General features: G+C 69.6%; 19 protein-coding genes. 10 read left to right on the top strand and 9 right to left on the bottom strand.

The annotated features are described in order from the left end of the window. Positions 1 to 4: 4 nt before the first annotated feature. Positions 5 to 1846 (top strand): M3 family oligoendopeptidase, encoded by a 1842-nt coding sequence (locus tag QN315_RS01605; RefSeq protein ID WP_408904566.1) that lies wholly within the window; start codon positions 5 to 7, stop codon positions 1844 to 1846. A 1-nt stretch (position 1847) separates the two neighbouring features. Next, the gene (locus QN315_RS01600; protein WP_323991223.1) at positions 1848 to 3212 is read left to right on the top strand and encodes an AarF/ABC1/UbiB kinase family protein; all 1365 of its coding nucleotides are present in this window, start codon (positions 1848 to 1850) and stop codon (positions 3210 to 3212) included. A gap of 3 nt (positions 3213 to 3215) precedes the next feature. On the opposite strand, the gene QN315_RS01595 is transcribed toward QN315_RS01600, so the two are convergent. Continuing rightward, positions 3216 to 4019 carry a DNA polymerase III subunit epsilon gene (locus QN315_RS01595; protein WP_323991222.1) on the bottom strand — a complete coding sequence of 268 codons (804 nt, stop codon included), beginning with the start codon at positions 4017 to 4019 and terminating at the stop codon, positions 3216 to 3218. Positions 4020 to 4146: 127 nt separating this feature from the next. Between QN315_RS01595 and uvrB the strand changes: the two genes are divergently transcribed. The 8 genes from uvrB to QN315_RS01555 all read left to right on the top strand — a co-directional run bounded on the left by uvrB (position 4147) and on the right by QN315_RS01555 (position 12584). Next, the gene (gene uvrB, locus QN315_RS01590) at positions 4147 to 6387 is read left to right on the top strand and encodes an excinuclease ABC subunit UvrB (RefSeq protein ID WP_323991221.1); all 2241 of its coding nucleotides are present in this window, start codon (positions 4147 to 4149) and stop codon (positions 6385 to 6387) included. Between the two features lie 113 nt (positions 6388 to 6500). Further along, positions 6501 to 7424, top strand: coding sequence for an aldose 1-epimerase (locus QN315_RS01585; protein ID WP_323991220.1), 924 nt, complete (start codon positions 6501 to 6503; stop codon positions 7422 to 7424). Between the two features lie 90 nt (positions 7425 to 7514). After that, positions 7515 to 8075, top strand: coding sequence for a transcription elongation factor GreB (gene greB / locus QN315_RS01580; protein ID WP_323991219.1), 561 nt, complete (start codon positions 7515 to 7517; stop codon positions 8073 to 8075). Between the two features lie 91 nt (positions 8076 to 8166). After that, positions 8167 to 9183 carry a glutathione synthase gene (gene gshB, locus QN315_RS01575; protein ID WP_323991218.1) on the top strand — a complete coding sequence of 339 codons (1017 nt, stop codon included), beginning with the start codon at positions 8167 to 8169 and terminating at the stop codon, positions 9181 to 9183. Positions 9184 to 9246: 63 nt separating this feature from the next. Further along, entirely contained in the window at positions 9247 to 9981 is a 735-nt protein-coding gene (locus QN315_RS01570; RefSeq protein ID WP_323991217.1) for a class I SAM-dependent methyltransferase, read from the top strand. A gap of 144 nt (positions 9982 to 10125) precedes the next feature. After that, entirely contained in the window at positions 10126 to 11496 is a 1371-nt protein-coding gene (locus tag QN315_RS01565) for a cbb3-type cytochrome c oxidase subunit I (RefSeq protein ID WP_323991216.1), read from the top strand. Further along, positions 11493 to 12434, top strand: coding sequence for a heme o synthase (locus QN315_RS01560; RefSeq protein WP_323991215.1), 942 nt, complete (start codon positions 11493 to 11495; stop codon positions 12432 to 12434). Before QN315_RS01565 ends, QN315_RS01560 begins: the two co-directional genes overlap by 4 nt. Before the next feature lie 6 nt (positions 12435 to 12440). Beyond that, a complete protein-coding gene (locus QN315_RS01555; RefSeq protein ID WP_323991214.1) occupies positions 12441 to 12584 on the top strand; it encodes a hypothetical protein in 144 nt (47 codons plus the stop codon). A 7-nt stretch (positions 12585 to 12591) separates the two neighbouring features. On the opposite strand, the gene QN315_RS01550 is transcribed toward QN315_RS01555, so the two are convergent. The 8 genes from QN315_RS01550 to mutS all read right to left on the bottom strand — a co-directional run bounded on the left by QN315_RS01550 (position 12592) and on the right by mutS (position 26274). Further along, positions 12592 to 13563, bottom strand: coding sequence for a Tim44-like domain-containing protein (locus QN315_RS01550; protein ID WP_323991213.1), 972 nt, complete (start codon positions 13561 to 13563; stop codon positions 12592 to 12594). An 85-nt stretch (positions 13564 to 13648) separates the two neighbouring features. Continuing rightward, positions 13649 to 14989, bottom strand: a complete 1341-nt coding sequence (locus QN315_RS01545; RefSeq protein WP_323991212.1) for a TldD/PmbA family protein — start codon at positions 14987 to 14989, stop codon at positions 13649 to 13651. Continuing rightward, the gene (locus tag QN315_RS01540) at positions 14986 to 16251 is read right to left on the bottom strand and encodes a pitrilysin family protein (RefSeq protein WP_323991211.1); all 1266 of its coding nucleotides are present in this window, start codon (positions 16249 to 16251) and stop codon (positions 14986 to 14988) included. Before QN315_RS01540 ends, QN315_RS01545 begins: the two co-directional genes overlap by 4 nt. 63 nt (positions 16252 to 16314) lie before the next feature. Further along, on the bottom strand, positions 16315 to 17712 hold the full coding sequence (gene thrC / locus QN315_RS01535; RefSeq protein WP_323991210.1) for a threonine synthase: 1398 nt from the start codon (positions 17710 to 17712) through the stop codon (positions 16315 to 16317). Between the two features lie 84 nt (positions 17713 to 17796). Continuing rightward, entirely contained in the window at positions 17797 to 18954 is a 1158-nt protein-coding gene (locus tag QN315_RS01530; protein ID WP_323991209.1) for an L-dopachrome tautomerase-related protein, read from the bottom strand. A gap of 83 nt (positions 18955 to 19037) precedes the next feature. After that, entirely contained in the window at positions 19038 to 20573 is a 1536-nt protein-coding gene (locus tag QN315_RS01525; protein ID WP_323991208.1) for a carboxypeptidase M32, read from the bottom strand. A gap of 55 nt (positions 20574 to 20628) precedes the next feature. Then, complete coding sequence (locus QN315_RS01520) at positions 20629 to 23523, bottom strand: [protein-PII] uridylyltransferase (RefSeq protein ID WP_323991207.1); 2895 nt, start codon at positions 23521 to 23523, stop codon at positions 20629 to 20631. A 75-nt stretch (positions 23524 to 23598) separates the two neighbouring features. After that, positions 23599 to 26274: a DNA mismatch repair protein MutS gene (gene mutS / locus QN315_RS01515; RefSeq protein WP_323991206.1), complete on the bottom strand. Its 2676-nt coding sequence runs from the start codon at positions 26272 to 26274 to the stop codon at positions 23599 to 23601. Positions 26275 to 26315 lie beyond the last annotated feature (41 nt).

The following is a 26315-nucleotide window of genomic DNA, read 5'->3' as shown; positions in this document are numbered from 1 at the left end:
ACAGATGCTTCTTTCCGCATGGTCCGACCGGCTGGGCTTACGCGCGGCCGGGGGCGCGGCCGGGGGATCGGCGGTGGCGGCAGCCACCATGGGCGACCTGCCGCGGTGGGACCTGTCCGACCTGTATGACGATCGCGATTCCGAGCGCCTGCGCCAGGACCTGGCCCAGGCCGGATCCGACGCCGAAGCCTTCGCCCGGGCCTGGCGTGGCCGCCTGGCCGACGTTCCGGCCGCCGAGCTGGCGCGCGCGATCGCCGAGTATCAGCGGATCGACGAAATCCTGGGCCGTGCCGCGTCCTATGCGCAATTGCTGTTCGCCGCCGATTCGTCCGATCCGGCGAACGGCCGTTTCTCGCAGTCGGTCAATGAACGGCTGACGGATATTTCGACCCACCTGCTGTTCTTCACCCTGGAACTCAACCGCATCGGCGAGCAGGAGATGCAGGATCGCCTGGCCGATCCGGCCCTGGCCCCCTGGACGCCCTTCCTGCGCGACCTGCGGGTGTTCCGCCCCCATCAATTATCCGACGAGGTCGAACAGGTCCTGCACGAGAAATCGGTGACCGGGGCCACGGCCTGGTGCCGCCTGTTCGACGAGACGATGTCCGCCCTGCGCATCCCGCTGGACGGGCATGACCTGACGGTGGGCGAGGCACTGAACCGGCTGTCCGATCCCGACCGCGCCCTGCGCGCGCGGGCGGCCGCGGCGATCGGCACGGTGTTCGGCGACAATATCCGGCTGTTCGCGCTGATCACCAACACGCTGGCCAAGGACAAGGCGATCTCGGACGGCTTGCGCCATTATCCGCGCCCCGGCTCGTACCGCAACCGCAGCAACATGGTCGAGGACGCGGTCGTCGACGCGCTGGTCCAGGCCGTGACGTCGGATTATCCGCGCCTGTCGCACCGCTATTACGCGCTGAAGGCGAAATGGCTGGGACTGGACAAGTTGGAACATTGGGACCGCAACGCCCCCCTGCCATCGGCCGAGGACAGGGTGATCCCCTGGGACGAAGCCTCGCGGCAGGTCCTGGGCGCCTACGAATCCTTCGATCCGCGCATGGGCGTCGTGGCGCGCCGCTTCTTCGACAATGCCTGGATCGACGCGATGCCGTCCCCCGGCAAGGCGTCCGGCGCCTTCGCCCATCCCACCGTGCCGTCGGCGCATCCCTATCTGCTGCTGAATTATCACGGCCGCACCCGCGACGTGATGACCCTGGCGCACGAGCTGGGGCACGGCGTGCATCAGGTGCTGGCCGCCCCGCAGGGCTATCTGATGTCGGGCACGCCGCTGACCCTGGCGGAAACCGCCAGCGTGTTCGGCGAGATGCTGACCTTCCGCGCCCTGCTGGATGCCGAGACCGATCCGGTCCGCCGCCGCATCATGCTGGCCGGCAAGGTCGAGGACATGCTGAACACGGTGGTGCGCCAGATCGCGTTCTACCGGTTCGAGACCCTTCTGCATGACGAGCGCAGGACCGGCGAATTGCTGCCCGAGCGCATCGGCGCCCTCTGGCGGCAGGTCCAGGCCGAAAGCCTGGGGCCGGCCTTCAATTTCACGCCGGAATACGACGTGTACTGGACCTATGTCCCGCATTTCGTCCATTCTCCGTTCTACGTCTATGCCTATGCGTTCGGGGATTGCCTGGTGAACGCGCTCTATGGCGTGTTCCAGTCCGGACATCCCGGCTTCCAGGACAAATATCTGGACATGCTGCGGGCCGGCGGGACCAGGCGGCATCGCGAATTGCTGGCGCCCTTCGGGCTGGACGCGGCCGATCCGGGCTTCTGGCGCAAGGGGCTGGACGTGATCGCCGGATTTATCGACGAGCTGGAGCGTGCCTGACGTGGCGGATGAACGGGACCTCGACAATACCGGGCTGTTCGGCGAAATCCGCCGGATGGTCCGGACATCGGGCGCGATGGGCGGGATCGCGGCCCGCATCGCGGGGCACAGGATGGGCCTGCGCACCGACCTCGCCACCCATGCAGGGGACCTGAAATCGGTGCTGGGCGGCCTGAAAGGGCCGCTGATGAAGGGCGCGCAGCTTCTCTCGACCATTCCCGGCGCGCTGCCCGAGGAATATGCCGTCGAACTGGCGCAGTTGCAGTCCAATGCCCCGCCGATGGGCTGGGGCTTCGTGCGCCGGCGCATGGCGACCGAACTGGGCCGCGACTGGGAACGCCGCTTCGCGCGGTTCGAGCACGAGGCCGCCGCCGCCGCCAGCCTGGGGCAGGTCCATCGCGCCATCCTGCCGGACGGGCGCCGCGTGGCCTGCAAGCTGCAATATCCCGACATGCAGGCGACGGTGGATTCCGACCTGCGGCAATTCCGCATGGCGGTCGGGCTGTATTACCGCATCGACAGCACGATCAAGCAGGACGACGTGCTGGTGGAACTGACTGCCCGCCTGCAGGAGGAACTGGATTACACGCGTGAGGCCGCCAATCTGCGGCTCTATCGCCTGATGCTGGCGGATTATCCCAAGGTCAGCGTCCCCGCGCCGGTCGAGGACCTGTCCACGCGCCGGCTGCTGACCATGGACTGGCTGGACGGGCGCGGCGTGCAGACGGTGCTGGACGCCAACCCGACGCTGGAGCAGCGCAACGCCATGGCGCTGGCGCTGTTCCAGGCCTGGTACGTGCCGCTCTATCGCTATGGGGTCATCCATGGCGACCCGCATATGGGCAATTTCACCGTGCGTGACGATTACGGGCTGAACCTGCTGGACCTGGGGGCGATCCGCATCTTCCACGCCAGGTTCGTGCAGGGGATCATCGACCTCTATCGGGCGCTCGAGCGCGATGACGAGGATCTGGCCTATCACGCCTATCAGGCCTGGGGCTTCACCGACATGTCGCGCGAAACGATGCGGGTGCTGAATGAATGGGCCCGCTTCATCTACGAACCGCTGATGCAGGACCGCGTTCGCCCGATTCAGGAAAGCGGCGATCCGCAATTCGGCCGCGCGGTCGCCGAACGGGTCTATGCCGGGCTGAAACGGACCGGCGGCGTGCGGCCGCCGCGCGAATTCGTGCTGGTCGACCGCTCGGCGATCGGGCTGGGCAGCGTGTTCCTGCGCCTGGGCGCGCAGTTGAACTGGTACCGGCTGTTCCAGGAACTGATCGCCGATTTCGACGCGGCCCAGTTGGCCGCCCGGCAGGAGAACGCGCGGCAGGCCGCCCGCGTCCCGGCCCCGATCGAGGGGTGAGTTTCAGAATGGCAGGGCGTGCTGCGCGGGCCGCGCCTCGTCCCGGCCGGCCCGGCGGGCCTGCTCGGTCCGCAAGGTGAAGGCCAGGTCCGGGCCGCGATGCCGGTCCGTGGCCAGCAGCCGGTCCAGTTCGGCGTTCTCCAGGCTGCCGATCCGCCGGCCCCGCAGCGGGCCGTGCGGCACGCGCGCCAGCAGCGCGGGCTCGCGCGACCAGCGCAGCAGCGATTCGACCGATGCCGCGGCCAGCATGTCGCGCAGATGATGCGCCGTCACATAGGCATCCGGCCCGGCCCGGTGCGCGGGCGTGCCCAGCGCGCGGTCCAGCCCGTCGGGGCGGCGGGAATAGCGCAGACCCTGGTTGGAATGGCCCGGCTCGTCGGGCCACACCCGCAACGCGCCCTTGTAGGTGCAGATCCAGCGCAGCCCCACGGTCACCGACGGCGGCAGCAGGCCGCGGATCCAGCCTTGCTCGAAGGCGGCGCGATGGGCGGCCAGCGCCACGGGCGGGCGGTCCGGGCGCAGGATCGCGGGCGCGATCGCGGCGAAATCGGGCGCGCCGCGCACATCCGCGTCGGTGATGTGATGGATGGCGGTGGTGCCCGGCGTGATCGGCCGGCCGGGATCGGTCAGCCTGGCCCAGGGCGGGCCGTCCAGCGCCCAGCCGCCATCCGCGCACAGCACCACGTCCTGCCAGCCGATCTCGACGACGCCGCCGTCCGACGCATCCCGGCCGCTGGTCTCCAGGTCGATGACGCGCACGAAGGGGGCCGGCTCACCTGGGCGTCGCGGCGGTTGGAATCCATCCATGTCCTTCAATCTAGGCGCGTGCCGGACGGTGCCAAGCCCCGATCGTCATCGGCACGGCGCCATCGGGCCTCGGGGGCATGCCGCTCGGCCCTTGCGTCCGGCCCGTGCCGTCCCCACAGTCCACCCCATGCCCGCACCCGCCCGCGCCAAAGCCCGCCGTCCCGATCCGTCCGCCGAAATCGTGACCTTCCAGCCCGAACGGCAGCCGCCGAAGGAAAAGACGCGGCGCCTGACCATCAGCGCGCCCTACGAACCGGCGGGCGACCAGCCCCAGGCGATCGCCGAACTGGTCGCGGGGATCGCGGCGGGCGAACGCGACCAGGTGCTGCTGGGCGTCACCGGCTCGGGCAAGACCTTCACCATGGCCAAGATCATCGAGGCCACGCAGAAGCCGACCCTGGTGCTGGCGCCGAACAAGACCCTGGCCGCCCAGCTCTATGGCGAGATGAAGCAGTTCTTCCCCGACAACGCGGTGGAATATTTCGTCAGCTACTACGATTACTACCAGCCCGAGGCCTATGTCCCGCGCTCGGACACCTATATCGAAAAAGACAGTCAGATCAACGAGCAGATCGACCGGATGCGCCACGCCGCCACCCAGGCGCTGCTGGAACGCAACGACGTCATCATCGTGGCCTCGGTGTCGTGCATCTATGGTATCGGCTCGGTCGAAACCTATTCACGCATGGTGGTGCGGCTGGAAACGGGGGGCGAGATCGATCGCGAGCGGCTGGTCAAGGCGCTGGTCGAACTGCAATATCGCCGCAACGACGCGGCCTTCCAGCGCGGCACCTTCCGGGTGCGCGGCGAGAGCATCGATATCTTTCCGGTGCAGAACGAGGACCGGGCCTGGCGGGTCTCGCTGTTCGGCGACGAGATCGATTCGATCATCGAGTTCGATCCGCTGACCGGCGACAAGACGGGCGACCTGCAGGACATCAGCGTCTATGCCAACAGTCACTATGTGACGCCGCGCCCCACGCTGAACCAGGCGGTGGTGGGCATCAAGCACGAGCTGCGCCAGCGCCTGGCCGAACTGGCCGATGAGGGCAAGCTGCTCGAGATCGAACGGCTGCAGCAGCGCACGACCTTCGATCTCGAAATGATCGAGACCACCGGCGTGTGCAAGGGAATCGAGAATTATTCCCGCTACCTGTCCGGCCGCAAGCCGGGCGAGCCGCCGCCGACCCTGTTCGAATATCTGCCCGAGGACGCGCTGCTGATCGTCGATGAGAGCCACGTCACCGTGCCGCAGATCGGCGGCATGGAACGCGGCGACTATGCGCGCAAATCCATCCTGTCCGAATTCGGCTTCCGCCTGCCGTCCTGCCTGGACAACCGGCCGCTGAAATTCGCCGAATGGGACAAGTTCCGGCCCCAGACCCTGTTCGTCAGCGCCACCCCCGGACCGTGGGAGATGGAGCGGGTGGGCGGCGTGTTCGCCGAGCAGGTCATCCGCCCGACCGGCCTGATTGATCCCGTCACCGATATCCGTCCGGTCGAGCGGCAGGTCGACGACCTGCTGGCCGAATGCCGCCTGACGATCGCGGCCGGCGGCCGGGTGCTGGTCACCACCCTGACCAAGCGCATGGCCGAAGACCTGACCGATTACATGAACGAATCCGGGATCCGCGTCCGCTATCTGCATTCCGACGTCGATACGCTGGAGCGGATCGAGATCATCCGCGACCTGCGGCTGGGCGCCTTCGACGTGCTGATCGGCATCAACCTGCTGCGCGAAGGGCTGGACATTCCCGAATGTTCGCTGGTCGCGATCCTGGACGCGGACAAGGAAGGATTCCTGCGCTCGCGCACCTCGCTGATCCAGACGATCGGCCGCGCCGCGCGCAATGTCGACGGGCGCGTGCTGCTCTATGCCGACACCATGACCGACAGCCTGCGCTACGCGGTCGAGGAGACCGCCCGCCGGCGCGAAAAACAGTCGGCATGGAACGCGGCGCACGGCATCACCCCGCAATCGGTCCGCAAGCAGATCGGCGAGGCCCTGTCCTCGGTGTTCGAGCAGGATTACGTCACCGTCTCGCCGCTCAAGGGCGAGACGGTCGGCGAATTCGTCGGCAAGGACCTGGGCAGCACGATCGCCGAACTGGAAAAGCGCATGCGCGCCGCCGCCGCCGACCTGGAATTCGAGACGGCGGCCCGGCTGCGCGACGAGATCAAGCGGCTCGAGGCGCTGGAACTGGGGCTGGAACCGGCCCCGGCCCCGGTCTCGACCGGCGGCACGCCGGCCACGTCCGGCCGGCCGCCCCGCCGCAAGGGGGCCAAGGTCCCCGAACCGCTGGGGCCGGGCGGGGGTGGCTACGACCCGTCCAAGGGGCGCGGCCCCCGGCGTCGCGGCGCGCGATAGGGCGGCCCGCCCGACATGGATCGTGATTGGGGATCGTGATTGGGCCGAATCGCCCGGCCGCGTGAAGATACGCCGAAAGCAACAGGGCAGGGTGGCCTATGCCAGAGCAGCTTATGCCAGGGCAGCATATGCCGGAGCAGCGCATGATCGAACTGGCGGCGGGCTCGGCGCGGCTGGGATTGCTGCCCGGCCTGGGCGGAGCCGTCGCCTATTGGACGAGCGGCGGGCTCGATATCCTGCATGCCGTCGCGGACCCCAACCTGCTGGCCCAGCGGGGCCGCGCGGTCGCCGCCTATCCGCTGGTGCCGTTTTCCAACCGGGTGGCGGATGGCTGCTTCCAGTTCGACGGCGTGCCATACCGGATGCGGCCGAACTTCGCCGGCGAGCCCCATGTCATCCACGGCAATGGCTGGGAACATGCCTGGCGGCTGGAATTGCTGTCCGACGACAGCGCCACCCTGGGCCTGTCCTGGAATCCGCACCTGGATCCCCGTCATCCGAATCCGCAATGGCCCTTCGCCTATCGCGCGCAACTGCGATTCGACCTGCGGCAGGACGGGCTGTCGATCGGCATGATGATCGAAAATACCGATCAGCATCCGCAGCCGGCGGGCCTGGGATTCCATCCCTATTTTCCCCGGCGCGGCGCCCTGCATCTGGGATTTTCCGCCGGCACCGTCTGGACCAACGACGACCGCCACCTGCCGGCGCTGCGTGTGCCCGCCACGGGCGAGTGGTCGTTCGAGCAGATGCGCCTCATCGGCGCGCAGGCGATCGATCATTGCTATGCGGAATGGAGCGGCGCGGCCTTCCTGCGCTGGCCGCAGGACAATCTGGCGCTGACGATCTCGGCCGACGACCCGTTTCGCCACCTGGTTCTCTATACCCCGCCCGGCCGGCCCTTCATCGCCGTCGAACCGGTGACCCACATGAACGATGCCCTGAACCACCCGGGCGTGGCCGACGGGGGCCTGCGAATCCTCGCTCCCGGCCGCAAGCTGGAAGGCCATATCCGTCTTGCCCTCACGGGGTGCTGAGTCCGCCCGGTTCTTGCCGTCATGCTACTCCGCCACGATTTTTCCACCCGAAGGGTTTCAGATTCGGGACGCTCGGGCAAAATGGCCTTCATGACCGATGACGACGACGACGACGACCGCCCCCGCGCGCCGGATGGGGTGTCGCGCTACATGACGGCGGCCGGCCTAGCCGCGATGCGCGGCGAGCTGAACGCCCTGCTGCGCGACGAGCGGCCGCGAATCGTCGAAATCGTCTCCTGGGCGGCCGGAAACGGCGATCGCTCGGAAAACGGCGACTATCTCTACGGCAAGAAGCGCCTGCGCGAGATCGATCGCCGGGCGCGTTTCCTGACCCGCCGGATCGAGAAGGCGATCGTCGTCGATCCCGCCGCCCAGACCCGGCGCGACCGCGTCTTCTTCGGCGCCACCGTGACCTATGCGACCGAGACGGACGAGGAACGCACGGTCACCATCCTGGGGGTGGACGAGGCCGATCTCGCCGCGGGCCAGGTCAGCCTGGCCTCGCCCGTCGCCCGCGCCGTGCTGGGCGGGCGGGTCGGGGACGAGGTCCGGCTGATGACGCCGGCCGGGGCCGAGATCATCGAAATCCTGCGGATCGCCTATCCCGAACCGGACGGCGCGCAGCAATCCGCTTCCGCCAGCGTGTTATGAGGTTTTTCGATACCCCGAACTCGATTAAGAAGCGGGGGCGGACGACCCTTGACGTCGTTCGGGGTTCGAATCGCGTCCGGAGGTTGCGTCCATGTCCCGCCCGCTGAAGGTTGCCGTGCAGATGGATCCCCTGGCCGGGATCGACATAAACGGCGATTCGACCTTCGCCCTGATGCTCGAGGCCCAGGCGCGGGGGTACGAGCTGTTCGTCTACCACGTCCAGGGACTCAGCCTGCGTGAGGGCCGCCACGGCGCCGTCCGCGCCGAGCGCCTGACTGCCCGCGCCCGCCCGGCCGCCGTCCGGCGCGTCAGGGGCGACCATGCGACCCTGGGCGAGGAACGGATCCTGGACCTGTCGCAGATGGACGTCATCCTGATGCGGCAGGACCCGCCCTTCGACATGGCCTATATCACCGCCACCCATATGCTGGAACATGTCCACGGCATCGGCCCGGACCGCGCCCTGGTGGTCAACGACCCGGCGTCGGTGCGCAACGCGCCCGAGAAGCTGCTGGTCACCCATTATCCCAACCTGATGCCGCCGACCCTGGTGACGTGGGACCAGCAGGCCATCCGCGATTTCCGCGCCGAATGGCGCGACATCATCGTCAAGCCGCTGTTCGGCAATGGCGGCGCCGGGGTGTTCCGCATCCGCGAGGACGACGAAAACCTGAACGCCCTGCTGGAAATGCATTTCGCCCGCTCGCGCGAGCCGCTGATGATCCAGCGTTATGAACCGGCGGTGCGGCGCGGCGACAAGCGGATCATCCTGGCCGACGGGCAGCCGATCGGCGCGATCAACCGTGTCCCGGCCGAGGGCGAGGCGCGGTCGAACATGCATGTCGGCGGCAAGGCGGTGCAGGTCGCGCTGACCCCCCGCGACCGCGAGATCTGCGCGGCGATCGGCCCGATGCTGCGCGAGAAGGGGCTGATCTTCGTCGGGATCGACGTGATCGGCGACTGGCTGACCGAAATCAACGTGACCTCGCCGACCGGGCTGCAGGAAATGGACCGCTTCGACGGCATCAATTCCGCCGGCCTGATCTGGGATTGCATCCTGCGCCGGCTGGAGGGCGCAGGCGACGGCGCGGGCGGATTTGTGGCCTGACGGCGTGACGCGCGCCCGTGGCCACTTGAAGACAATCGCCCGGCAGGGCAGAGAGGATTCCTGATGAGCGAAGTTCTTCAAGATGCCTCGCCCGAGGCCAGTGGGGCGGCGACCGCCGTTGGGGGCTATACGCCCGCCCCGCGTTCCGCCCTGGATGCCGAGGCCGTGAAAGCCGCCTATCGCCGTTGGGCGGGGGTCTATGACGCGCTGTTCGGCGGCGTGTCGGCATTCGGCCGCAAGCGCGCGGTCGCGGCGGTCAACAGCCTGCCCGGCACCGCGGTGCTCGAAGTCGGGGTGGGCACCGGCCTGGCGCTGCCGCATTACCGGTCGGACAAGCGCATCACCGGCATCGACCTGTCCGGCGACATGCTGGACCGCGCGCGCCAGCGCGTGGCGCGCATGAATCTGCGCCATGTCGACGCACTGCTGGAAATGGATGCCGAGGACACGCGCTTCGCCGACGGCTCGTTCGACGTCGCCGTGGCGATGTTCGTCGCCTCGGTGGTGCCCAATCCGCGCCGCCTGCTGGCCGAACTGAAGCGCGTGGTCCGGCCCGGCGGCCATATCCTGTTCGTCAATCATTTCCTGGCCACCGGCGGCGTGCGCCTGGCGGTGGAACGCAGCATGGCCCGTGCCTCGCGCTCGCTGGGCTGGCATCCGGATTTCGCGATCGAATCGCTGCTGCCGCCGGCCGACCTGGCGCGGGCCAGCATCCACCCGGTGCCGCCCGCGGGGCTGTTCACCCTGGTGGTCCTGCCGCGCGATCCGGCCGCGCCGTCGGCCGAAACGCGGGCCTGATATTCCCCCAGGACATCCCTGGTGCACCCCCGGGGGCGTCCCTTCGGGCCCGGCGGGGCTCGTTTTTCCCCGCACGCTTCGGTAAAGTCGCGGCGAATTGAGCAGGGCCGCCCGTCCGGCCCCTTGTCGCAGGAGGTTGGGCGCATGCCGACAGAGGGCCAGGTTCCAGCAGCGGTCGGAACCGGCAGCTTTCCGGCGCGACGCGGTCGCGTCTTCAGTCACAGGCATGTCGGCACGCTGTATCTGGCGCTTGCCGTCCTGGCCGGGCTGACCGGCGGCGCGCTGGCGCTGCCGCTGCAACTGGCCCAGGCCGGGCAGGGCGCCGCTTCCGGCGGCGGACTGGCCCGGGCCGCGATCGACCATGGCGCGCTGATGGTGCTGTTCTGCGCCTTGCCGGCCCTGACGGGCGGGTTCGGCACCTGGTTCGTGCCGATGCTGCTGGGCGCGCCCGACATGGCCTCCCGCCGGGCTTCCCTGCTGGCCTGGATCGGCCTTGCCGTCAGCTTCCTCCTGGTCCTCTCCGGCGTGCAGGTCGGGCTGGGCATGCTGCTGTGGTGCGCGGCGATGCTGGGCTGGTCCATCAACATGGCCGCCACCGTGCTGAACATGCGCCGTCCGGGCATGGACCTGCGCGCGATGCCGCTCTTCGCCTGGGCCCAGGCGCTGACGGCGCTGATGATGGTGGTGACCCTGCCGGTCCTGGCGGCGTCGCTGACGCGCGGCCTGCTCGCGGGCGCGCCGCACGGCGCGGGACAGGCCGTTCCGGCCCTGCGCGCCTTCTCCGGTCCCGAAATCGGCCTGCTGCTGCTGCCGGCCGCCGGAATCGTCTGCCAACTGGTCGAAACCTTCTCGGGCGTGGCGCTCCGCCGCCGGGCCGCCGCCCTGGGCGCGATGGCGGTGCTGTCGGTCGGCGGGGCCACGATCTGGGTGCATGACCTGTTTTCCGGCGGCCTGGCGGCCCAGCCGGCGGCCCGCCCCGTGATCGAGCAGGCGGCGACCGGCCTGCCGATGCTGGTGCTGCTGGCGGTCTGGGGCGCGACGGTGCGGGCCGGGCGGCCGGTCTTGCGCGTGCCGATGCTGTGGGCCTGCGCCTTTGCCGCCCTGCTGCTGGCGGGGCCGGCCCTGGCCTGGCTGGGCGGCGTTCCGGCCGGCCATGCCGTGGCGCTGCCGGCCGCTTTGTTCGCGACCTTCGGCGGGTTCTATTACTGGATCGGCAAGATGACCGGCCACCAGTGCCCCGAGAGCGGGGGCCGGCTGCATGTCGCGCTGGCGACGGCAGGCACGCTGCTGTGCCTGGCCCCGCACCGGCCGGCCTGCGTGCTGGCGGGGGTGATCCTGCTGGGCCTGTCGATGCTGGCCTTCGTCATGACCGCCGGCCTGGCGCTGCGCGGCGGCGCGCGGGTGCGCGCGGCCAATTACTGGGGCCCCGGCGCACGTACCCTTGAATGGACCCTGGCCACGCCGGCGCCGCGCGACGCCTTCGCCGATTTCCCGTATCACGGAGCCGGCGCATGAGCCTCTCCCTTTCCGAGGACGCGACCCGCTTCGACGCCGCCCTGGTCGGGACCGAGGCCAGGGACTGGGTCGCGCTGCTCAAGCCCAGGGTGATCTCGCTGGTGGTGTTCACCGGGGCCGCCGGGCTGGCCATGGCGCCGGGCCGGATCAACCCGCTGATCGCCTGCATCGCCATCCTGTGCATCTGCATGGCCTCGGGCGCGGCCGGGGCGATCAATATGTGGTACGACCGCGATATCGACGCGGTCATGACCCGCACCGCCCGCCGCCCGATCCCCGACGGCCGCATCCGCGCCGATGCCGCGCTGGGCTTCGGCATCGGCCTGTCCGTGGCCTCGGTGCTGCTGATGTGGCTGGCCACCAACCTGCTGGCGGCCTGTGTGCTGGGGTTCTCGATCTTCTTCTATGCCGTGGTCTATACGATGTGGCTCAAGCGTTCGACGCCGCAGAACATCGTCATCGGGGGCGCCGCCGGCGCGTTTCCGCCGATGATCGGCTGGGCGGCCGCCACCGGTTCGCTGGGCGTGATGCCCGTCGTCATGTTCGCGATCATCTTCCTCTGGACCCCGCCGCATTTCTGGTCGCTGTCGCTCTACGCCTGCAAGGATTACGGCCGGGCCGGCATTCCCATGCTGCCGGTGGTGCGCGGTGCGCGGCATACGCGCTGGCAGATCCTGTGGTACACGCTGGCGCTGTCCGCGGTCTCGCTGGTGCCGCCGGCCCTGCATCTGGCGGGTTGGCTCTATGCCGCGACCGCGATCCTGCTCGATGCGGGTTTCGTCTTGTGCGCGGTGCGGGTATTGCGCGATCGGCAGGATGCGGACGGCACAAGCCTGACCGGCGACAAGCCCGCCCGCCACGCCTTCCGTTTTTCGCTGGCCTATCTCTTCCTGCTGTTCTGCGGGCTGCTGGCCGATCATGTCCTGATCGGAGGATAAGGGACGATGCCGACGGAACAGCCGATTTCCCTCACCGCGGCGCAGGCGGCGGAATATGCCCGTCGGCATCGCGGCCGCGTCATCGGCGCCGCGATGACGCTGCTGGCGCTGGCCGCGATCATCTACGCGCTGGCACTGGTCAGGCTGTAGGGCCCGGTCACCGTGCCTGCTGGATCGCCGACAACAGCCATGCCCCGCCGCGCGACGGCCGGACGAAGGTCCAGAGTTCGGTCGTGGTCACCCGCTCCGTCGAGCTGCCGTCGATCACGTGGCCGACCATGTCGGTGGTGATATCCACCATCGAATAGCGCATGGCGACGGTGGCATAGTCGAAGCCGTTTTCCGACCAGGCTTCGGCCAAATCGCCCCGCTCGAAGCGGACGTCCGAGACCACGTTGCGGGCCCCACGGCTGGCCAGGTCCGAAAGCTGCGCGTTGAAATACCCCACCATTTCCGGTGTCGCCATATGCTGCAGCGCCGGCAGGTTCTGCTGGTTCCAGGCCGCCTGGATATCGACCAGTAGCCGCTGGAATGCGCGGTAATCGTCCGGGGTGACGGTCAACTGGCCGGGCGCCGGGCCCTGGCCATAGGCCCCGGGCGCCGCCGGCATGCTCATCCGTCGCGCGGCGCCGCCCGAAAACCGCCGGACCAGCCAGCCGATCAGCAGCCCCAGCAGCAGCAACTGGATCAGGAAGCCGAAGAAACTGCCCCCGCCATGCAGCCCGCCGGCAATCCCGTGCCCGAACAGCACACCGAACAGGCCGGCCCCCAGCAGCCCGCCCAGAAACCCGCCGGCAAAAGGATGCGGCCGCGCATAGGGCGCGCCATAAGGCGCTCCGTACGGCGAACGCGGGAAGGCGGAGGGATTGCCGGAATACCCGCCCAGGGGCGACGGCGATTGCGGCGTGATCGAACGCTGCATCGGTGCCGCGCCATAAGGCGCCGTCGTGGTCGGGGCAGGGGCGCTATAGGTCCGCGATCCCCGGCTGCCCAGCGACATCCCGCCGCCCGGCCGGGCATCCGCCTGGTACGCCAGGCCGCCCTGCGCGATCGCGAGGGCCGCGCCCAGCAGCAGGAACGCCGCACGGCGCGCCAGGCGAGGCCGGACGGTACGGGTCGGAATGGTCATGCGGTCTGTTCCTGTCCTGTCTGATGCTGGGCCTGTCTGATGCTGGGCCCGTCTGGTGCTGGGCCTGTCCGACGGGGGGCCGTATTCAGGCTCCGGCGATCATCATGTCGTCGATCCGGATCGTCGGCGCGTTGGTCGCCCGGCGGAATTCCAGGTCGTCGGCCAGTACCATCCGGGCGAACATGTCGTTCAGGTTGCCGGCGATGGTCAGTTCGGCGACCGGTTCGGCCAGCACGCCGCCCCGGATCATGAATCCCGCAGCCCCGCGGCTGTAATCGCCGGTCAGGCCGTTGATGGCAGATCCCATCAGTTCGATGACATAGATCCCCTCGGCGATGTCCTGCATCAGCGCGGCCGGCGTCAGGGTGCCGGGGCGCGCATACAGGCTGCCCAGCGACGGGACGGGCGGCGCGGACGGTCCACGGCTGGCCCGGCCATTGCCGGTGGTCCCGATCTGCCGCGCGCTGCGCGAATCCAGCGCCCAGTTCGTCAGCACCCCGTCGCGCACGATCTCCAGCACGCCGCTCCGCACGCCTTCGCCGTCGAACGGGTGCGCCGCCAGGCCGCGCGGTCGCGTGGGGTCGTCCAAGATGTCGAGGCCGGCCGGCATGATTCGCTGGCCCATCCGGTCCTTCAGGAAGGACGTGCCCCGCGCGATCGCATTGCCGTTCACCGCGCCGGCCAGATGCCCCAGCAGGCTGGCCGACACGCGGGGATCGTACACCACCGCCATCCTGCCGGTGCGCGGCCGGCCGGGATTCAGCCGCGCAACCGTGCGCTCGCCGGCGCTGCGTCCGATCGCGGCGGGATCGTCCAGGTCGGCCAGATGCACCGCACTGTGATAATCATAGTCGCGCTGCATGCCCGTGCCGTGCCCGGCCAATACGCTGGCCGACACCGAATGGCCGCTGCGCGCATAGCGGCCGGAAAACCCGGCTGAACTCATCAGCACGATGTCCGACAGGCTGGCGGTGGCCGACCCGCCATTGCTGTTGGTCACCCCGGCCACCGACAGCGCGGCATCCTCGGCCGCGCGCGCGCGCGCGAGCAGCGATGCGGTGTCCGGACGCGCCATGTCCAGCAGATCCAGGCCCGTGCCGTCCACGAACCCCGTCTCCGCCAGGGGCGACAGCCCGGCATGCGGGTCCTCGGGCACCACGCGGGCCATGGCCAGCGCCTGCTCGACCAGGGGCGCGAACCGCTCGGGGTCCAGCCCCGTGGCCGACACGATGGACGACCGGCGCCCGACGAACACCCGCAGGCCCAGGTCCTGGGTCTCGGATCGTTCCAGGTCCTCGGTCCGGCCGTTGCGGACCTGCACGCCCTGGGTCGTGCGCGCCAGGTACAGCGCGTCGGCCGCATCGGCGCCGGCCGCGCGGGCCATGGCCAGCAGGTCGCCGATCAGGTCCAGCGGATCGCCGGTCATGCCGCAAGCGCCTCGGCGATGGCGGCGACGTCCGGCATCTGGCTAACCGGCCCCAGCGATGCCAGGGTCGGCCGGCCACGGAACAGCCGCGCGGCCACGCGCTGCACGTCGCCGATGCCCACCGCGTCGATCCGCGCCACGGTCTCGGCGGTCGGGATCAGCCGGCCGAATATCTGCAATTGCCGGGCCAGTTGCTCGCAGCGGCTGCCGGTGCTTTCCAGCGACATCAGCAGCGAGGACTTCAACTGCGCCCGCGCCCGGTTCAGCTCATCCTGGCCGATGCGGGTCTGCACCTTGCGCAGTTCCTCCAGGGTCACGGGGACCAGTTCCTCGATCTGGTCCCCGCCCGTGCCGGCATAGATCCCGAACAGTCCGCCGTCGCGGAACGGCGCGTTGAACGAATAGACCGAATAGACCAGCCCCCGCTTCTCGCGGATCTCCTGGAACAGGCGCGACGACATGCCGCCCCCCAGCAGGGTCGACAGCAGCAGGACCGGATAATAATCCGGATCGCCATAGCCGACGGACGGAAAGCCCAGCACCACATGGGCCTGGTCCAGGTCCTTCTCCTTGCGGAATTCCCCGCCCAGATAGCGGGATTCGAACGAGGCCGATCCCGCCTGCGCCGGCAGGTCGGCGAAATGCCGCTGGACCAGCGCCACCACGTCGTCATGCGCCAGGTTGCCCGCTGCCGCGATCACGGTGTTCGCGGTGGTGTAATGGGTGCGCATATAGCGCATCAGCGTCTCGCGGCTCATCTCGCGGATCAGGGGCTCGGTGCCCAGGGTCGGGCGGCCCATCGGCTGGCCGGGAAACGCGGTTTCCTGGAAATGGTCGAAGATGATGTCGTCGGGCGTGTCGTTCGCCTGGCCGATCTCCTGCAGGATGACCCCGCGCTCGCGCTCCACCTCGTCGGGGGCGAAGGTGCTGTGGGTCAGGATATCGCCGATGATGTCGACCCCCAGCTTCAGGTCTTCCTTCAGCAGCTTGACGTAATAGGCCGTGTGCTCGCGCGCGGTATAGGCGTTGATGTGCCCGCCCACATTCTCGATCTCCTCGGCGATCCCGGCGGCGCTGCGGCTGTCCGTCCCCTTGAAGGCCATATGCTCCAGGAAGTGCGAGACGCCGTTCTCCGCGGCGTGCTCATGGCACGTGCCGGCGGCCACATAGGCGCCGAAGGATACGGTCTCCACGCGTTCCATATGTTCGGTAACGACCGTCAGGCCGGAAGGGAGGCGGGTGACGTTGATCTGCTCTGTCATCAGGGTCCTGCGTGACGGTCCGGCCGGCGGGGCCGGACGTCCGGGTCATGGAAAAAAAATCGCTCAGGCGTTCTTCAGCACCGCGGCCCGCACCCGGTCTTCGACCGCGTCCAGCCGGGCGGCCACCACCTCGTAACGTTCGGGCCGGTCGAATAGATCCGCCAGCCGCGGCGGCAGGGCGGGGCGAATCCCGATGGCGGCCTCCATCGCGTCGGGAAACTTGGCCGGGTGGGCGGTCGCCATCGCCACCATCGGAATGCCCGGTTCGCGGAACATCCGCCCGGCGGCGATCCCGATGGCGCTGTGCGGGTCGGCCAGGTAGCCGCTTTGCGCATACAGCTTGCGGATTTCGGTCTTCGTGGCCTCGTCGTCAAGGGCCAGGGCATGGAACAGCTCGGCGGCCCGCCGCCAGGTCGCGTCGGGCACCGCCATGCGGCCGGTCCGGCGGAAATCGGTCATGATCCGTGCGCAGGACGCGGCGTCCCGGTCCAGCAGCTCGAACAGCAGCCGCTCGAAATTCGACGAAACCTGGATGTCCATCGACGGCGACAGGCTGGGGACCACGCCCTGCACGCTCATGTCGTTGCCGCGCAGGAAGCGGGTCAGGATGTCGTTGCGGTTCGACCCCACGCACAGCGCCCGCACCGGCAGCCCCATGCGCCGCGCCGCCCAGGCGGCCAGGATGTTGCCGAAATTGCCGGTCGGCACCGCAAAGGCGACCGCGCGATCCGGCGCGCCCAGGGCCAGCGCGGCATAAACATAGTACGGAATCTGCGCCGCGATGCGGGCCCAGTTGATGGAATTGACAGCCGACAGGCGCATCTCCTGCCGGAAGGGGGCGTCGGCGAACATCGCCTTCACCAGGTCCTGGCAGTCGTCGAACGTACCCTGCACCGCCAGATTGGTCACGTTGGGTTCCAGCACGGTGGTCATCTGCCGCCGCTGCACGTCCGAGGTGCGGCCCTCGGGGTGCAGGATGACGGTCTTGACCCGGGTACGGCCCCGGCACGCCTCGATCGCCGCCGACCCCGTATCGCCCGAGGTCGCGCCCACGATGGTCACGTGCGCGTCCCGTTCGGCCAGCACATGGTCGAACAGCCGGCCCAGCAACTGCATCGCCATGTCCTTGAAGGCCAGGGTCGGCCCGTGGAACAGTTCCTGGACGAACAGCCCGTCTTCCACCTGCACCAGCGGCACGATCGCCGCATGGTCGAACCCGGCATAGGCCTCATGGCACAGGCGCCGCACCGTCTCGGGGGCGATGCTGCCGGCGGCGAAGGGCCCGATGATCCGCGCCGCCAGTTCGGGATAGGACAGGCCGCGCAGCGCGCGCCAGTCATCGGCGCTCAGGACGGGCCAGGTCTCGGGCAGATACAGCCCGCCATCCTCGGCAAGGCCGGCCAGCAGGACCTCGGAAAAATCGCGGACAGGGGCCTGACCCCGGGTAGAGACGTAACGCATGGCGCAATCATATCGCCAAGCCGACCCGCCGCGAAGGGGGCGCGTTCACCCCGGCGCGGCTATCGCATCGGGGCGAGGACGGGTTCAGTATGCGGGCGGCGGCAGCGCCCCGACATCGACGCGATACAGGTCCAGCGGCCATCGCACTTCGGCCCGCCCGCCATCGAATCGGGGCGTGCGGTCCAGTTGGGCCACGGGGACGTAAAGCTGGCCCCCCGGGGTAACATAAGGCTCGGCCGGCCAGCGCAGGCGCGGGTCGACGACGATCCGCTGATAGATCCGCCCGGCGGTGAAGCGGAAAATGCTGCCGGTGGACACGTCGTCGAAATACAGCGTGCCATCGCGGTCCACCGTCATCCCGCCCAGCGGCGGCGTATTGTACCAAAGCGTCGCTCCGTCATCCAGTTCGACCCCGGTGACGCTGGTATCGGTCAGCAGGTCGGTGCCGATCCGGTAGAGCGGCCCGCACAGAGGCTGATAATACAGCCACTGACCGTCGGGGCTGACCTCCAGATGGTTCACGTTCACGGCCGCGACATGGCCGTTCGCCCCCCGCAGCACGCGTCCGCCGGTCATGATCGGCCGCTGCGCCGTCAAGGACGGGTGATGGTCCAGCAGGCGGCGCTGCCCGCCATGGCCCGGCCCGTCGCCAAGGTCGATCACGATCAGCCCGGCGACGCCCGAATCGCCGACGAAGCCGTGGCCGCGGGCGATGCGCACGCCCGCCGGATGGCTGCCTGGCCGCAGCACGGCCGGGTCGATCGGCACGATGCGCGTCACCGTGCCGTCCGTGGTGTCGATCCGCGCCAGCTTGGCACCGCCCGGCACGGCGCGCCCGTCCGCGCCGATGCCGCTATCCAGCACCCACAGCGCCCCGTCGCCGGTCAGATGCAGCCCCTCGACCGAGATGAAGCGCCGCGCCGGATCGCGCGTTGCGTCGTGCCATCCGGCGTCGGGATAGGGGCGCTGCGTGCCGTCCGCGTCGCGCACGGTCAGCGACGGGCCCGTGCCGCCCGTCCAGGCAGGATAATCCAGGACCATGCGTCCATCCGGCAGCACGACCACCGCGTTCCACACCCGCCCGTCGCTTTGAGCGACCGGCACCAGCGGCGCGGACGGGTCGAGCGGCGGCGCGGGCTTGGCGGCCCAGGCCGCCGGGGTCCCGCAGGAGAGAAGAAGGGTCAGCGCGGCGGCGGCCAGGCGCGGGCCGGCCGGGCGCGGGATCGGAAGGAAACGTGCCATCGGCGGCATGTCGCCACGATCGGCCGCCGATGGCAACCGCCCGGATTCGTATGGCGGCCCTTCCTGTTTGCGCGCTTCCCGTTTCAGGCCGCGCCGCAATAGCGTCGGCGCAGATGCGCGCGATAGGAAGCGGTCGACGGCGCCGCCCCGGTGGCCGCGCGGATGATCTCGGGCGTGGACAGCCGGCTGGCCTGGCTGTGGACATGGGTGCGCAGCCAGTCCAGCAGCGGGGCGAAATCGCCCCGGGCGATGCCGGCCCCGATCGCCGGATCGGCATCGAACGCCGCCTGGCGCAGTTGCGCGGCCAGGATCGCCCCCATCGTATAGGTCGGGAAATATCCCCACGCGCCAGACGGCCAGTGGATGTCCTGCAGGCAGCCCAGCCGATCGTTCGGCACCGTCAGGCCCAGCAGGTCGAAAATGCCGGCATTGAACGCTTCCGGCAGGTCGCGCAGCGCCAGGCTGCCGTCGATCAGCGCGGTTTCCAACTGGTAGCGGACCAGCACATGGGCGGGATAGGTCACTTCGTCCGCGTCCACGCGGATGAAGCCTGGCCGCACCCGGGTCACGGCATGGTACAGCGACTCGGCCGACCAGGCCGGGTCCGAATCGTCGCCGCCGAACGCATCGCGCAGCAGCGGCGCCAGCCAGTCGATGAAGGGGCGCGACCGCGCGACCTGCATCTCCATCAGCAGCGACTGGCTTTCATGCAGGCTCATGCCGCGCGCCTGGCCGACCGGCTGCGTATGCCAGGCGGGCGGCAGGCCCTGCTCGTACAGCGCGTGGCCCGTTTCATGCACCACGCCCATCAGGGCGTTCAGCATGTCGTTCTCGTCATAGCGGGTGGTGATGCGCACATCGTCCTCGGCGCCGCCGCAGAACGGATGGATGCTGACATCCAGCCGCCCCCGCGCCATGTCGAAACCCAGCGCCTGCATGACCTGCCGTCCGACCGCCTCCTGACGGTGCATGGGAAAGGGGCCGGCCGGCAGTGCGGAGGCGGGCAGGGCGGCCTGGTGCGCCCGCGCATCGGCGATCAGCGCCGGCAGGTCCCGGCGCAGTTCGGCGAAGACCGGGTCGATGTCCGTGCGCCGCGTGCCGGGATCGTACTGGTCCAGCAGCGCGTCGTACGGCGCCAGGCCCAGCGCCGCGCCCTTCGCCTGGGCCAGCTCGCGGGTGCGATCCAGCACCTCGGACAGATAGGGCAGCAGCATGGCGAAATCGCTGTCGCGCCGCGCCTCGCGCCACGCCATCTCGCAGCGCGAGGCCGCGCGCGACGTGGCCTCGACCAGGTCCGCCGGCACCGAGGCCGCATGCAGATAGGCCCGGCGCATCTCGGCCAGGTTCGCGGCTTCCCATGACCCGGCGGGGGCGTGCGCCTGTTGCAGCAGGGTCTCGACCGCCGGGTCGGTCAGCATCTCGTGGCACAGCACGTTCAGCGTCGCGATGCTCTCGGCCCGGCTGTCGCCGGCACCGGCGGGCATCATCACGTCCTTGTCCCAGCCCAGGATGCCCAGCGCATTGCGGATGCGGCCGATGCGCGCGAAATGCTGCGCAAGCTGCCCATAGGCGATCAGGGACGGGTCGTCGGGCGCAGTGTCGGGCGCGGTGTCGGGCATGGGGCATCTTCCTTGGCGCGCCGCCATGGGCTGGCGGCGCCGGATGGGGCGGCCTTCAGGCGATCAGCGTCTCCAGCGGCGGCCCGGCCTCGCCCGACGCCGCTTCCTCGGCCTCGCGCAGGCCCTGCAGCAGCGCCTCGCGGATTTCGGTCAGCCGCTTCTCGTCCATGATCTTCAGGCCGAACAGGTCCTTGACATAGAACACGTCGACCGCCCGTACGCCATAGGTCGTGATATGGGCCGAGGCGATCTGCAATTTATGCTCGCTGATGGCGCGGGTGACGTCATGCAGCAGGCCCGGCCGGTCGCGGCCGTTGATCTCTATCACCGTGTGGGTGTTCGACGCGCGGTTGTCGATGACCACGCGTGGCGGCACGTGGATCGCGCGCATCCGCCGCCCATAGCGCATGCGCCCGACACAGGCGATTTCCTTGCCGATATCCAGCCGGCCCGACAGGGTCTGCTCGATCAGCGCGGACAGCCGCGCAAGCTGCTGCGGCTCCTCGAACGCCTCGCCGCCGCCATCCTGAATCCAGAACGTATCCAGCGCCATGCCGTTGATCAGCGTATGGATCCGCGCATCGACGATCGACGCGCCCGCGATCGCCAGCGCCCCGGCGATGTGCGAGAACAGGCCCGGATGGTCGGCGGCATAGATCGTGACCTCGGTGACGCCGCGCGCCGGCAGGGGCTGCGTCTCCACCGTCAGCAGCGCGTCCCGCGCCTCGGATTCGCGGATCAGCCGGGCATGGCGCGCATGGGTCTCCTGGTCGAAGGACAGCCAATAGCTGCCATAGCCCAGCCCCAGGAAATGGTCGGTCTCCTCGCGGCTGGCGCCGTCCTCCTCCAGGATGGCGGCGACGGCTTCCTTGGCGCGCGAGACGCGGATGTCGCGCTCGGTCGTCGCCAGCCCGCCTTCCAGCACCTCGGCCACCCGCATATACAATTCGTGCAGCAGCGTGGCCTTCCAGGCGTTCCACACGCGCGGGCTGACGGCGCGCATATCCACGATCGTCAGCAGCAGCAGCAGGCGCAGCCGCTCGGGCGACTGGATCGTGTCCGCCAGGTCCAGGATCGTCTTGGGGTCGTCGATATCGCGCTGGAAGGCGGTCTGGCTCAGCAGCAGGTGATGCAGCACCAGCCACGACACCGTCTCGGTCTCCTCGCCGGACAGGCCCATCTCGGGGCAGACACCCAGCGCGATCTCGGACCCCAGCTCGGAATGGTCACCGCCGCGTCCCTTGGCGATGTCGTGCAGCAGCACGGCGACATACAGCGCGCGGCGCGACTGCAGGTTGCGCGCCAGGTCGTAGGCCAGCGGAATCTCGTCCGCCATGGCCCCGTGCTCGATCCGGCCCAGGATGCGGATGGCCTCGATCGTATGCTCGTCGACCGTGAAGACATGATAGGTGTCGAACTGCATCTGCCCGACGATGCGCGACCAGTCGGGCAGCAGCCGGCCCATGATCCCGGTCTCGTTCAGGATGTGCAGCCAATAGGCATTGCCCTGGCGCCGGTCCTGCGCCGTGGCGTGGAAGCTCGGCGCTTCGTCGCCGGCGTCTTCCCTGGTTTCGCCCCGCGCCGCCCGGCCCGCCCGGTCCGGCGGACTGCCGCACAGCAATTCCAGGAAGATCCGCGATGCCTCGGGATCACCCCGCAGGCTGGCCGCCCGCCGTTCCCAGCGGATCAGTTCGTGCATCGCCAGCGGATGGATCGGCAGCTTGCGCGCGCGCGCCAGTTCCAGCAGCCGCATCATCTGGATCGGCTCGTCGTCGAAGGCGGTGCCGCGCGCGGGCAGGATCTGCCCGTCCAGCACGGTAAAGCCCGCGTCGCGCATCGTGCCGTCGGCCTGCGGCGCGTTGGCGGCGGCCCCCAGGGCCTGGCGCATCACCGCGGGTTCCAGCACATGGGTCAGGCGCATGACCTCGCGCACCGTCAGGAAATAATGGCGCATGAAGCGCTCGACCCCGACCTGCCGCCCATGGCGCGTATAGCCCATGCGCGCGCCCACCACCGGCTGCACGTCGAAGGTCAGGCGCTCTTCCGCCCGGCCCGAGATGTAATGGAGATGCAGCCGCACGCTCCACAGGAAATTCCATGACCGCCGCGCTCGCTTGGCCTCCTGCTCGGTCAGCAGGCCCAGCGCCCCGAACCCCGGCGACAGCAGGTCGGCCACGTGGCGCGTGCCGAACGTGTAGCGGCACATCCAGTACAGCGTCTGCAGGTCCCGCAGGCCGCCGCGCCCTTCCTTGACATTGGGCTCGACCAGGTATGGGCTGTCGCCGAAACGGTGATGGCGCGCCGTGCGCTCCTTGCGCTTGTCGGTGATGAAGCGCGCGGCCCCGGCCTCGACGCACGCGACGATGTAGCGGGCCTCGAACATCGCGAACAGCGCGTCGTCACCGGCCAGCAGGCGCGCATCCAGCAGGGTGGTGCGCACCGTCGTGTCGGCCTCGGCCTCGGCGATGCATTGCGGAATCGACCGCGTGGCATGCCCCACCTTCAGCCCCAGGTCCCACAGGAAATACAGGATATATTCGACGACCAGGCTGATATCGGCCGACGGCTCCTCCTGGGTCAGGAACAGCAGGTCGATGTCGCTGAACGGGGCCAGCATGCCGCGCCCGTACCCGCCTGTGGCCGCCACCGCCAGATGCCGCGCGCCGGGTCCGATCGCATCCGCCAGCGCGCAATCCAGCGTGAAATCCACCAGCGTGCGGATCATCCCGTCGGTATGCAGCGCCAACTGCTTGGCGGCCGACGCACCATGCAGGCGATGGGCCTCGAATTCCTCGCGCACCGATGCCTGGAAGCGCGCCAGGTGCCGGCGGAACAGCCCGATCGCCTCCTCGCGCGGGACGGGCGCGCCGGTCGTGACCGAGCGGAGCGACGCCGCGAGGCTTCGGGTCAGATCCCCGGCGGACGGGGACAAAGAAGACGGGGTCGGCATCGCGGCTTGTTCGATTTCCTGCAGGGGGCTGGTGTCGGATTATAATCCGGCTTTCCTCTATCCGTGGTCCAGAAGTCAGGATTCTTCAAGCATCAGTTTCTTGAGCGCATAGACCATGTCCAGCGCGGTACGCGGCGTCAGCTCGTCGGGGTTCATGCGATCCAGCATGTCCCGCACCGCGTCGGGCAGCCCGGCGTCGTCCGGCCCGGATTGGGTTGTCTCGACGTCTTTCGCCCCGGCCTCTTTCGCTCCGACGTCGTTTGCCCTGGCTTCACCGGCGCTGAACAGCGGCAGCGGCCGCGCCCCCACCGCGCGGTCTTTCTCCAGCCCGGCCAGCAGGCGGGCCGCGCGGCGGACCACGGGTTCCGGCACGCCGGCCAGCCTTGCGACATGCACGCCCCAGCTACGGCGCGCGCTGCCGGGCACGACCTCGTGCTGGAACACGACCTGGCCCTTCCATTCCCGTACGCTCATCGTATGCGGCGACAGGCGCGGCAGGCTCTCGGCCAGTTCGGCCAGTTCATGGAAGTGCGTTGCGAAAATCGAGCGGCAGCGCAATGTCGAATGCATGGCTTCCAGCACCGACCAGGCGATGGCCAGCCCGTCCAGGGTCGCCGTGCCGCGCCCGATCTCGTCCACCACGACCAGCGAACGCGGGCCCGCCTGGTTCAGGATGGCGGCGGTCTCGGTCATCTCGACCATGAAGGTCGAGCGGCCGCGCGCCAGGTCGTCCGACGCGCCGACGCGCGAGAACAGGCGGTCGACGACCCCGATGCGCGCCGCCTTGGCCGGCACCGGCAGCCCCGCCTGCGCCAGGATGACCGCCAGCGCCGTCTGGCGCAGGAAGGTCGATTTGCCGGCCATGTTCGGCCCGGTCAGCAGCATGACGCGCTGCGCCGGTTCCAGCACGCAATCGTTGGGCGTGAAACGCTCGCTGCGCGGCAGGGCGGCCTCGACCACCGGATGGCGGCAGGCGGTCAGGGTAAAGGCATCGTCGTCCGTGACCTCGGGCCGGCACCACAGCCCGCCCGCCGCCAGGTCGGCGCAGGATTGCAGCACGTCCAGCCGCGCCAGCGCGCCCGCGATCGCCGGCGGCCCTGGATCGTCCAGGATCTCGCGCACCAGGGCCGCGAAGATCAACCGTTCGCGCGCCGCGGCCCGCTCGGCGGCCTCGGCGATGCGGCGGTCCAGGCCGACCAGTTCGTCGGTCGAAAAACGCGCGGCGCTGGCCGTGCCCTGGCGCAGGATCAGGTCGCTGCGTTCGCGCAGGCGTCCGGCCGCCGCCGCCGGGATCTCGATGACATAGCCCAACTGCGCGTGATGCCGGATCTTCAGGCTGGCCAGTCCGAATTTCTGGGCATAATCGTTCTGCAGCCCGGCGATGATCCGCCGGCTGTCGTCGCGCAGGGCGCGCTCGGCGTCCAGTTCTCCGTCGAAGCCCGGGGCGATCACGCCCCCATCCTCCAGCCGCGCGGGCAGATCCTCGGCCAGCGCCTGGTTCAGCCTGGCTTCCAGCGCCGTGGCTTCGCCCAGATGCGACGCCGCATCCGCGACCAGCGCCGGCGGCGCGGTGCGTCCGTCGGCCAGCGCCCGGGCGATCCGCCGCGCGATGGCCAGCCCGTCGCGCACCGATGCCGCGTCGCGCGGCAGGCCGCGGCCCAGCGACAGCCGGCCCAGCGCGCGCGCGATATCCGGGGCGCCACGCAGCGCCTGGCGCAGCGCCGCGCGCACGCCGCCTTCCTGCACCAGCCAGCACCAGCCATCCTGCCGGGCGGCGATCGCTGCGCCCCGCGTCAGGGGGGCGGCGATCCATTCGGCCAGCAAGCGGCTGCCCGGTGCCGTCACCGTGCGGCCGACGCTGGCCAGCAAAGTATGCTCGCTGCCGCCCTCGCGGGTGCGCAGCAGGTCCAGGCTGGCCCGGGTCGCGGGGTCCAGGCCCAATATGCCGCCATCTTCGTGCGGATGCGGGCGCGACAGGCGCGGCATTCGCCCGGCCTGGCTGCGCCGGATATAATCCAGCGCCATGGCGGCCGCGACGGCTTCCTCGTCGGAAAACGTGCCGAACGCATCCAGGCTGGCGGCCTGGAAAGTCTCGGCCACCCGCTTGCGGGCTGTCGCCGCCTGCGGGGTAACGGTCGCGGGCGCCCTGCGGGACGCGAAATCGCCCAGCTCGATCTCGCCCGCCGCCAGGATTTCGGCCGGGTCCAGCCGTCCCAGCAGGTCCACCAGCCGCTCGCCGCCGATCGAGGCGGTCTCGAACGTACCGGTGGAAATATCAATCCACGCCACGCCCCAGCCATGCGACGCGGCGCCCCGCCCGGCGCGCGGGGCCACGGCGACCAGCAGGTTCTGCCGCCCGGCCTCCAGCAACTCGTCCTCGGTCAGGGTGCCCGGGGTCACAAGCCGGACCACGGCGCGCGCCAGCGGCCCCTTCGGGCCGCCCTTGCCGGGCTTGCGCGGCGGTTCGGTCTGCTCGGCCACCGCCACGCGGAAGCCGCGCCGGATCAGCCGCGCCAGATAGGACGGCGCCGCGCCCACCGGCACCCCGCACATCGGGATCGGCATGTCGCCATGCGTGCCCCGCGCCGTCAGCGCGATGTCCAGCGCCCCGGCCGCCGCCTCGGCGTCCGAGAAGAACAGTTCGTAGAAATCGCCCATGCGAAAGAACAGCAGGGCTTCGGGATGTTCGGCCTTCAGTGAAAACCACTGCGCCATCGCGGGGGTGGCGCCGTCTGGCGAAGGAAGCGTCATGCCCGCCTGTGTACAGGCGCGGGCTGCGATGCGCCAGCTGC

The organism is Nguyenibacter sp. L1, assembly GCF_035199985.1.
GTDB classification, from domain to species: Bacteria; Pseudomonadota; Alphaproteobacteria; order Acetobacterales; family Acetobacteraceae; genus Gluconacetobacter; species Gluconacetobacter vanlangensis.
Note: the sequence above shows the minus strand (reverse complement) of the source record. Positions and strands in the feature narration are given on the sequence as shown.

Coding starts and splice junctions, on each gene's coding strand:
- QN315_RS01525 (WP_323991208.1), bottom strand. CDS start 20,573: ATGCCCGACACCGCGCCCGACACTGCGCCCGACGACCCGTCCCTGATC.
- QN315_RS01585 (WP_323991220.1), top strand. CDS start 6,501: ATGCCAGGGCAGCATATGCCGGAGCAGCGCATGATCGAACTGGCGGCG.
- QN315_RS01595 (WP_323991222.1), bottom strand. CDS start 4,019: ATGGATGGATTCCAACCGCCGCGACGCCCAGGTGAGCCGGCCCCCTTC.
- uvrB (WP_323991221.1), top strand. CDS start 4,147: ATGCCCGCACCCGCCCGCGCCAAAGCCCGCCGTCCCGATCCGTCCGCC.
- QN315_RS01540 (WP_323991211.1), bottom strand. CDS start 16,251: ATGACAGAGCAGATCAACGTCACCCGCCTCCCTTCCGGCCTGACGGTC.
- QN315_RS01545 (WP_323991212.1), bottom strand. CDS start 14,989: ATGACCGGCGATCCGCTGGACCTGATCGGCGACCTGCTGGCCATGGCC.
- mutS (WP_323991206.1), bottom strand. CDS start 26,274: ATGACGCTTCCTTCGCCAGACGGCGCCACCCCCGCGATGGCGCAGTGG.
- greB (WP_323991219.1), top strand. CDS start 7,515: ATGACCGATGACGACGACGACGACGACCGCCCCCGCGCGCCGGATGGG.
- QN315_RS01605 (WP_408904566.1), top strand. CDS start 5: ATGCTTCTTTCCGCATGGTCCGACCGGCTGGGCTTACGCGCGGCCGGG.
- QN315_RS01555 (WP_323991214.1), top strand. CDS start 12,441: ATGCCGACGGAACAGCCGATTTCCCTCACCGCGGCGCAGGCGGCGGAA.
- QN315_RS01530 (WP_323991209.1), bottom strand. CDS start 18,954: ATGGCACGTTTCCTTCCGATCCCGCGCCCGGCCGGCCCGCGCCTGGCC.
- QN315_RS01570 (WP_323991217.1), top strand. CDS start 9,247: ATGAGCGAAGTTCTTCAAGATGCCTCGCCCGAGGCCAGTGGGGCGGCG.
- QN315_RS01560 (WP_323991215.1), top strand. CDS start 11,493: ATGAGCCTCTCCCTTTCCGAGGACGCGACCCGCTTCGACGCCGCCCTG.
- QN315_RS01520 (WP_323991207.1), bottom strand. CDS start 23,523: ATGCCGACCCCGTCTTCTTTGTCCCCGTCCGCCGGGGATCTGACCCGA.
- QN315_RS01550 (WP_323991213.1), bottom strand. CDS start 13,563: ATGACCATTCCGACCCGTACCGTCCGGCCTCGCCTGGCGCGCCGTGCG.
- thrC (WP_323991210.1), bottom strand. CDS start 17,712: ATGCGTTACGTCTCTACCCGGGGTCAGGCCCCTGTCCGCGATTTTTCC.
- QN315_RS01565 (WP_323991216.1), top strand. CDS start 10,126: ATGCCGACAGAGGGCCAGGTTCCAGCAGCGGTCGGAACCGGCAGCTTT.
- gshB (WP_323991218.1), top strand. CDS start 8,167: ATGTCCCGCCCGCTGAAGGTTGCCGTGCAGATGGATCCCCTGGCCGGG.